General features: G+C 40.6%; 8 protein-coding genes and 1 pseudogene. 6 read left to right on the forward strand and 3 right to left on the reverse strand.

Annotated elements, in window-relative coordinates; all coding sequences use genetic code 11:
• Both ACESZG_RS18665 and ACESZG_RS18670 read right to left on the reverse strand, forming a co-directional pair.
• Positions 1-637: pseudogene (locus tag ACESZG_RS18665) on the reverse strand (hypothetical protein); the annotation flags it as partial.
• Complete coding sequence (locus ACESZG_RS18670; protein ID WP_373218938.1) at positions 634-1,026, reverse strand: hypothetical protein; 393 nt, start codon at positions 1,024-1,026, stop codon at positions 634-636. The pseudogene ACESZG_RS18665 and the gene ACESZG_RS18670, both read right to left, overlap by 4 nt.
• Before the next feature lie 1,156 nt (positions 1,027-2,182).
• Between ACESZG_RS18670 and ACESZG_RS18675 the strand changes: the two genes are divergently transcribed.
• The 6 genes from ACESZG_RS18675 (at position 2,183) to ACESZG_RS18700 (ending at position 5,889) form a co-directional block, all read left to right on the forward strand.
• Positions 2,183-2,368, forward strand: coding sequence for a hypothetical protein (locus ACESZG_RS18675; RefSeq protein WP_055228720.1), 186 nt, complete (start codon positions 2,183-2,185; stop codon positions 2,366-2,368).
• Between the two features lie 16 nt (positions 2,369-2,384).
• The gene (locus ACESZG_RS18680; RefSeq protein WP_055228721.1) at positions 2,385-2,627 is read left to right on the forward strand and encodes a hypothetical protein; all 243 of its coding nucleotides are present in this window, start codon (positions 2,385-2,387) and stop codon (positions 2,625-2,627) included.
• A complete protein-coding gene (locus tag ACESZG_RS18685) occupies positions 2,627-2,950 on the forward strand; it encodes a MobC family plasmid mobilization relaxosome protein (RefSeq protein WP_055228723.1) in 324 nt (107 codons plus the stop codon). Before ACESZG_RS18680 ends, ACESZG_RS18685 begins: the two co-directional genes overlap by 1 nt.
• Positions 2,911-4,020, forward strand: coding sequence for a relaxase/mobilization nuclease domain-containing protein (locus ACESZG_RS18690; protein ID WP_066542834.1), 1,110 nt, complete (start codon positions 2,911-2,913; stop codon positions 4,018-4,020). The genes ACESZG_RS18685 and ACESZG_RS18690 overlap by 40 nt, the downstream gene beginning before the upstream one ends.
• Positions 4,010-4,276 (forward strand): hypothetical protein, encoded by a 267-nt coding sequence (locus tag ACESZG_RS18695; RefSeq protein WP_055228726.1) that lies wholly within the window; start codon positions 4,010-4,012, stop codon positions 4,274-4,276. The genes ACESZG_RS18690 and ACESZG_RS18695 overlap by 11 nt, the downstream gene beginning before the upstream one ends.
• A gap of 185 nt (positions 4,277-4,461) precedes the next feature.
• A complete protein-coding gene (locus ACESZG_RS18700) occupies positions 4,462-5,889 on the forward strand; it encodes a hypothetical protein (protein ID WP_055228728.1) in 1,428 nt (475 codons plus the stop codon).
• Between the two features lie 40 nt (positions 5,890-5,929).
• Here ACESZG_RS18700 and ACESZG_RS18705 read toward each other — a convergent pair.
• Positions 5,930-6,578, reverse strand: a 649-nt coding sequence (locus tag ACESZG_RS18705; RefSeq protein WP_373218942.1) for a hypothetical protein, incomplete at its 5' end; no start/stop codon positions are given.

Consider the following 6,578-nt stretch of genomic DNA (forward strand, 5'->3'; position numbering starts at 1 on the left):
TATTAGAGGTATTTTTATAATTTATAGAACAATCTGTTTCTATAAATCCGATAACTTCAAAATTAGTATTTTTACTATAATAATTTCCAGTAATTATGTCTCCGATTTTATAAAAAGATTTATATTCAGAACCCAATAGAACAGGAATCGAGTCATCTTTATATGAAATACTATTCCATGCAATTCCGGAATTTCCCTCAACTTTTATATTATAAAAATCATAGGCTTTTTGATTAAGTTGTAACGCTTTTATATTTATTGTAGGAGACTGACTATTATCAATAAATTCATCAGAATTATAATAAAAGCGTTGGTCTCCATTAAAGTCATCTATATCTACAGCGATAGCCTGATTGAATGAGGTTAAAACATCGAAGTTACTTGATGCATTTAATGTGTTATAGAAGTTTGCTAATATATTTATGTTTTGATTGTCTGTTCTAAAATTATAAAATTCATCTGGATCATAAAAATTGTCAACCATTTTGTAAAAATCATTTTGTGATGAAAGTGTTTTAAATCCACCATTGCTTTGCGGAATAGAAGCAATGAAAGGAACAAATACACCTGACAAAGTAAAATATATAGAGAAAATAATAAAAGAAAATAATGTTATAAAATATTTTTTAGTGTTCATAGAAGACTCCTTAAAAAGAATATAGTAAAAAAAGCAAAGGATTTTACAATCCTTTGCTTTTTTGTTTGTGAAGAATCAACTTCCGTAATAGGTTCTAGCAGATCCTGAAGTATCACCGTTAAAACTCCACCAAGGAGATATTGCTTCTGTTCCGTCAGTTCCCCATTGACGTCCAGAATCGGTAAGAATTGCACCCCAATCTTCCATTCTTGCTCTTGTGTAGTGATATTTTCCAACCCAAGTAGTCCAACCATGTGCTCTTTTTTGAGATGTACCATTGTGTGTACGTTCTTCTGCTTTACCTGTATGTTTTGGAGAAGCGTATGTAGTGCCATCCTCCATTGCTTTTGAATATGCTTGAGGATTAACAAAATAACCATCTTCTTCACTCCATCCACCTACTGCGTTAGATTCAGAAGTTACAACTGAAGTTTCCGGTTCAGCAGCAAAAGTGGTTACTGGATTAAGTGCTAGTACAAGGCCTAAACTTAAAATAGAAACACCGAAACGCTTGAATTTGTCTATAAAAAAATCCTCCCTTTCTTTGTAAGTTCTTTAAAAAGTTTATCATAGGAAACATATAAATGTCAATATGCTGAATAAATAATTAAAAAAAAAAAAAAAATGTATAAAATACACAAAAATAAAAATTGCGGAGAAAATAGAGTGATACGTATAAAAAATATAATAATTGCGTAAACTTGATTTGCCTGAGAGCATATGCTATAATGGCAATAGCTAAGAAAAGATATAATGTGTCACGTAGACACAAAACGAACCCCCAGTAGCAGCCACTACTGGGGGTTCTTCTCATTTTACGGTTGAGCCTCCGTTAGGTTAGTTGTCGCTGTTATCTCCGTCTAACCATTTGCAAATATAGTAGCCAACTACACTTGCCAGTACGGAAACAAGAAAAGATATAATTTCTGACACGTAGACACACCCCCTTTCTGTTGCCAGAATGGGCGCGACAACGCTAGATATTATATCACAGGGGCAGAAATGCCACAAGAAGCCATTTCCCCTTGTTTATCATCAAAGCCATAAGGAAAAGAGTGTCAAGGGCGGTCATAGACCGCAGCGTTTACCCTTGATACTCTTTTTTGTTGGCAATCATGCTGGAGGGGAAAACGGCTGTCCGTCCGTTCCGTTACTTCCCCCTGTGCTTCATTGTCCGTTCCGGCGGAAGAAAGTAAAGGGTGGTCTGCGACCATTTTTTATCTGCTGCATTCGCTGATCGGCAAGCCGAAGCTCATATTGCAGATAAAAAACAAGCCCTTGACTGTCTCCCTCCTACACTTCCAAAGCCGCCCAAGAGGAAGTAAGCTTCACTATATTCTTGGCAGAATATACGTACGAATATATCCGCTTGACAAAAGTGCTACCACCATACTATAATATGTGTAGCGGATATATTGCAAGTTCCCTAAAGTGTTACCACTTTAGAACTTGTGAGGGTGGCAAGCCCCCCTTCAATCCCCCTTGAAGCAGAGCCGAAAGGCTCATAATGTGACGGTGGTAGCACCGAAGAAAGTGAGGTCGCAAATGAAAATCAGCGGAGCAAAAACAATAGCGGAATACAAAGAAATCAGAGCCAAGAAAATTCAGAAATGGATTGATAGCCATTTTGTTGAAGGTTCTGTAAAGTGGGAATTTGACGGAGCAAATGCGATAAAGGTAACGGACAAGACCGGCGATAGCATGTTAGTACAGTTGTCCGAAATTGATTAACAGGAGGGAAACAAAAGTGACAGTAAGAAATTTTTTGAAATTGCATGAGGGCGGTGTGGCTTGCGTATCAATCCAGCAAGAACCATACGACCATGAAAAGCATGGATATGTAAAGACGTACTTCGAGGAAGCAGCACAAGAGGATATTCTTGCATCTGATACATTCAAGAAGATAGCAAACAAGCAAGTAGACCATTTTAATATCATTGGCGGTGGAATGTATAAAGTCGAGTTGTGCATTTATTTGGAGGAAGAATAATGGCGAATAAAAGCAGACCTAAGCAGTTATCATTCCGAGTAAGTGAAGAAGAATACCAGCAGTTACAGGAGAAGATTTCAAAGAGCGGAAAGAACCAGCAGGAGTATATCCTTTCCTGTGTGCTGGAGAAGCAGATTGTGAATACGGACGGTATCAAGGAACTTATCCCGGAACTGAAACGGATAGGGAACAACCTCAACCAAATAGCAAAGCGGTGTAATGAGGGGGGAATGTTGCCGAGTGAAGCGGAAGTGCGGAAGCATGGAGAGGAGCTGAACAAAGTATGGCAGTCATTAAGGCGGTATCTTCAAAGGCGGGCATAGGGCACGCCATAGATTATGTGACGAAAAAAGAAAAGACAGAGGAGAAGCTTGTCAGTGGTCTGCATTGTGAGCCGGAGACAGTCAAGGAAGAAATGCAAGCCACAAAGGAGCTGTGGGGCAAGACAGACGGAAGAACCTATAAGCATTATGTGCAGTCCTACCATGAGGACGAGGAAATAACCCCGGAGCAGGCTCACAAGAACGCTATCGAGCTGGCGGAGCATACAAAGGCATGGAAAGGGCATGAAGTTCTGATAGCCACGCATATAGACAAGGGGCATATACATACGCACTTTATAGTCAATTCCGTAAATTATGAGAACGGTCATAAGCTCCAATGGAGTAAGCACGACCTTAAAGACTTAAAGGAACGGTGCAACGAACAGAGCAGGGAACAGGGCTTGCATGTGCCGGAGAAAGGAAAGACATTTGCTGGAGAAGCCCGGGAAGAAACGGTGGCATGGAGTAAAGACACCTACCAGCTTTTGAAACAAGCAGAGCAGGGAAAGGTCAAAAGTTATGTGCAGGATATTGCCCTGGCGGTACTGGACTGTAAGGAAACAGCGATCAGCCGGCAAACCTTTATCCGGCTGATGAATGAAAGAGGGTACGGAGTGGACTGGCAGGACAGCCATAAGTACATCACATATACCGACTTAGCCAGGGAACAGGCAGGAGAAAAGGCTTGTAAAATCAGGGATAACAAGCTGGAAAAATACTACAATATGGATTTCGGAAAGGAGAGCATGGAGCATGAGTTTGAGAGAAATGCACGAACAGCAGAAGCAGAGCAGTCCAAGAGAGCAACTTCAAGAGTTAAACCGACAGAGCCGGACAGAGCTGGAAAACAGTTTGCTCAAAGAAGCGTTGGCGATGTCGAGCGAGAACTGCGAGGAATTGATGAAGCAGTCAAATCAAGAACAAGTAAGGGCAGAGCAGAACAGGCAGAGAGACGCAGAGCAGAACAGGAAGCTCATCAGCGAGCTGAAGCAGAGCGTAGAGCTACTGAAGAACAGCAACGAATTGCTTCAAGACGCTATATCGGGCGAGATTGGGAGCTTGAAAGATGAGGTTAAGGAAAATACCGTCCAAGAGGTTAGAAAGGCGTTACAGGCGAATATAGAGGCTATACAGAGGGCGACAAAGCTTCTTGAGAAGCAGTCTGATACACTTACGAGCGTGATGAAGCAGAAACTCCGGGAGCTGGAGGAAAGTAAGAACAGCTTTTTCAGATATGAGGGCTTGAAACTGTACCTGTTTTGGGGTGGCATGGTCTGTAATATTTTAGTATTTCTTATGCTAGCGTCTAGCATGTTTGGTAGGTGAAAATATATCTAGTTAGATTAAAAAGGTGCAAAAACCTATTGATAAGATTAGCGGTCAAGGCGAGAGGGAGTGAGGTGTAGGTATTGACACCCCAAAGGCACTCCCTTATACTTGAGAGAAAAGGGTGCAAAAACCTATTGATAAGATTAGCGGTCAAGGCGAGAGGGAGTGAGGTGTAAAAGACTATGGCAAAATACACCAAAAGGAGAGATAAAAGAGGGTATGAGTGGAAGTCTGCTTATCGGGAGAAAGAAGCCCTTATGCTGGAGAGGGGATACCCGGAAGTAAGTCCTCATGATTTCTATCGGGAGTTGTTTCCGGCTGGCAGTCTCCAGCAAGAGCCGGAGGACGGAAAAGGCAATATTATAGCGACACAGATTAGACCGTCCGGCAAAGGAAGAACCCGGCAGTGGGTAATTGATGATAGTCTGAAAATGTTGGATAAGGTCGTAGGGGATAGGTTTGGGCTGATACCGCCTATTAGTTTTTACGGAAAGTCACACACGAAAGAGAACGCTCATGAGCTGTTTGCGGTGGTGGTGGACGTGGACTATGTAGGCAAACAGCAGTTAAAGAACCTGTTGAAGCAGTTTGGGAATGGTGTGCAGCTTTGTCCGACTTATCTTGTCAGCTCCGGCAAGGGGGTACATCTTTACTATTTCTTGCAGGAGCCGGTTCAGTTGTATCGAAACAGGGAAGAAGTGCTTGCGGAGCTAAAAGAAGCCCTTATCCGGCGGCTATGGAATGATACCAGCTCTATCCGTCCGGACAGCCCGGATATAACCGGAATTTATCAGGGGTTTCGGTGTGTAGGGAGTCAGTCGAAGCTGGGTGCAGATTTCCCAGTAAAAGCCTATAAGCTGTCAGAGAACCGTTACACGCTGGAGGACATAAAAGCCAGCATACCGAGCTGTAAGGTAGACCTTGCTCCGTTGTATGAGAAGCCGAGAAGAAGAAGTACCGTTACGCTGGAAGAAGCAAAGGAACTGTACCCGGAATGGTATGAGAAGCGGATCGTGCAGGGAGAGCCGAAGCAGCAAAGTAAGAAGCAGGGCGGTACGTGGGTATGTAACGAAGCTTTATATGAATGGTGGAAACGGAAAATAACCGAGGAAGTGAAAGCTGGAGGGCGTTACTTTTCCATTATGGCGTTATGCTCTTATGGCTTGAAGTGTGGCATATCTGAGCAGAAGATACGGAGAGACGCCTATGCGTTCCTGGACCATTTAGAGAGCCTTACCGAGGACGAGGACAACCATTTCAGCCGGGCAGATGTAAAAGACGCTCTCCGGGCATTGAAAGGGGACAGAAAAAGGCTGTCAACGATAGCAAGCCGGGAATGGATAGAGGACAACACAAAGGTTACGATACCAGCAAATAAGCGAAATTACAGAAAACAAGAGGCTCATTTATATCTTGCAAGGCGAAAAAAAGAGGATATGAAAGTTATAGGCGAAGTAGTAAAAGAGGGCAGACCAACAGCAGAGCGGACAGTCAGAGAATGGCAGGAGAGCCACCCGACAGGAAAGAAAGCGGACTGCATCCGAGAGACAGGACTTGCAAAGCATACCGTTTATAAGTGGTGGAAAGATATAAACAATGAAAATATATAGGGAAAAAGGAGTTATTTAATAACTCCTTTTTCCCTATTGTCTATTGCTGAAGATTTGAGGAAAAATGAAGGAATTTTGATAAAAAAAGATAATTTATCAAATATATTAAAGCCAAGGTTATTATTCCAATAATGATGCTAATAGGCAATATTTTTTTTATAAATAGTGTTGCAAGAGACGTTCCTAAAAGAAACGCAGATCCATATGGAATAACAATATTCAACATAAAAATTTTATTATGTTTTTTTCGTAAGGTTGATTGATTATAAATTGATTTTAGAATGTGGCTAAATAAATACAAACATAGTATATTTAGTAAAATAAAAATAATCAAAAAACCAATGATGAAAAGTATATGATTTTTTTGTATAAATAAAAGTAATTCTATATGTTGTATTTGAAAGTTATCAATACCAACTAAAGAAAAGTCTGAAAATCCAGTTTCGTCAGATATAGACTTTATATTTTTTAAAATTTGTGATTCCTCAACAAATGGTAGTAAATCACAATTTATCATAGCAAAGTATAATAATGATTCAAATTGAAAATTAGTTTTGTCCACTTCCCAAAGAGTGGAAGGGTAAGGAATAAGCATATAAGTATTCAAAGTGATATTAGAGGTATTTTTATAATTTATAGAACAATCTGTTTCTATAAATCCGATAACTTCAAAATTAGTATTTTTACTA

It is taken from the genome of Blautia sp. Marseille-P2398 (assembly GCF_964240315.1).
Lineage (GTDB): Bacteria > Bacillota > Clostridia > Lachnospirales > Lachnospiraceae > Blautia_A > Blautia_A wexlerae.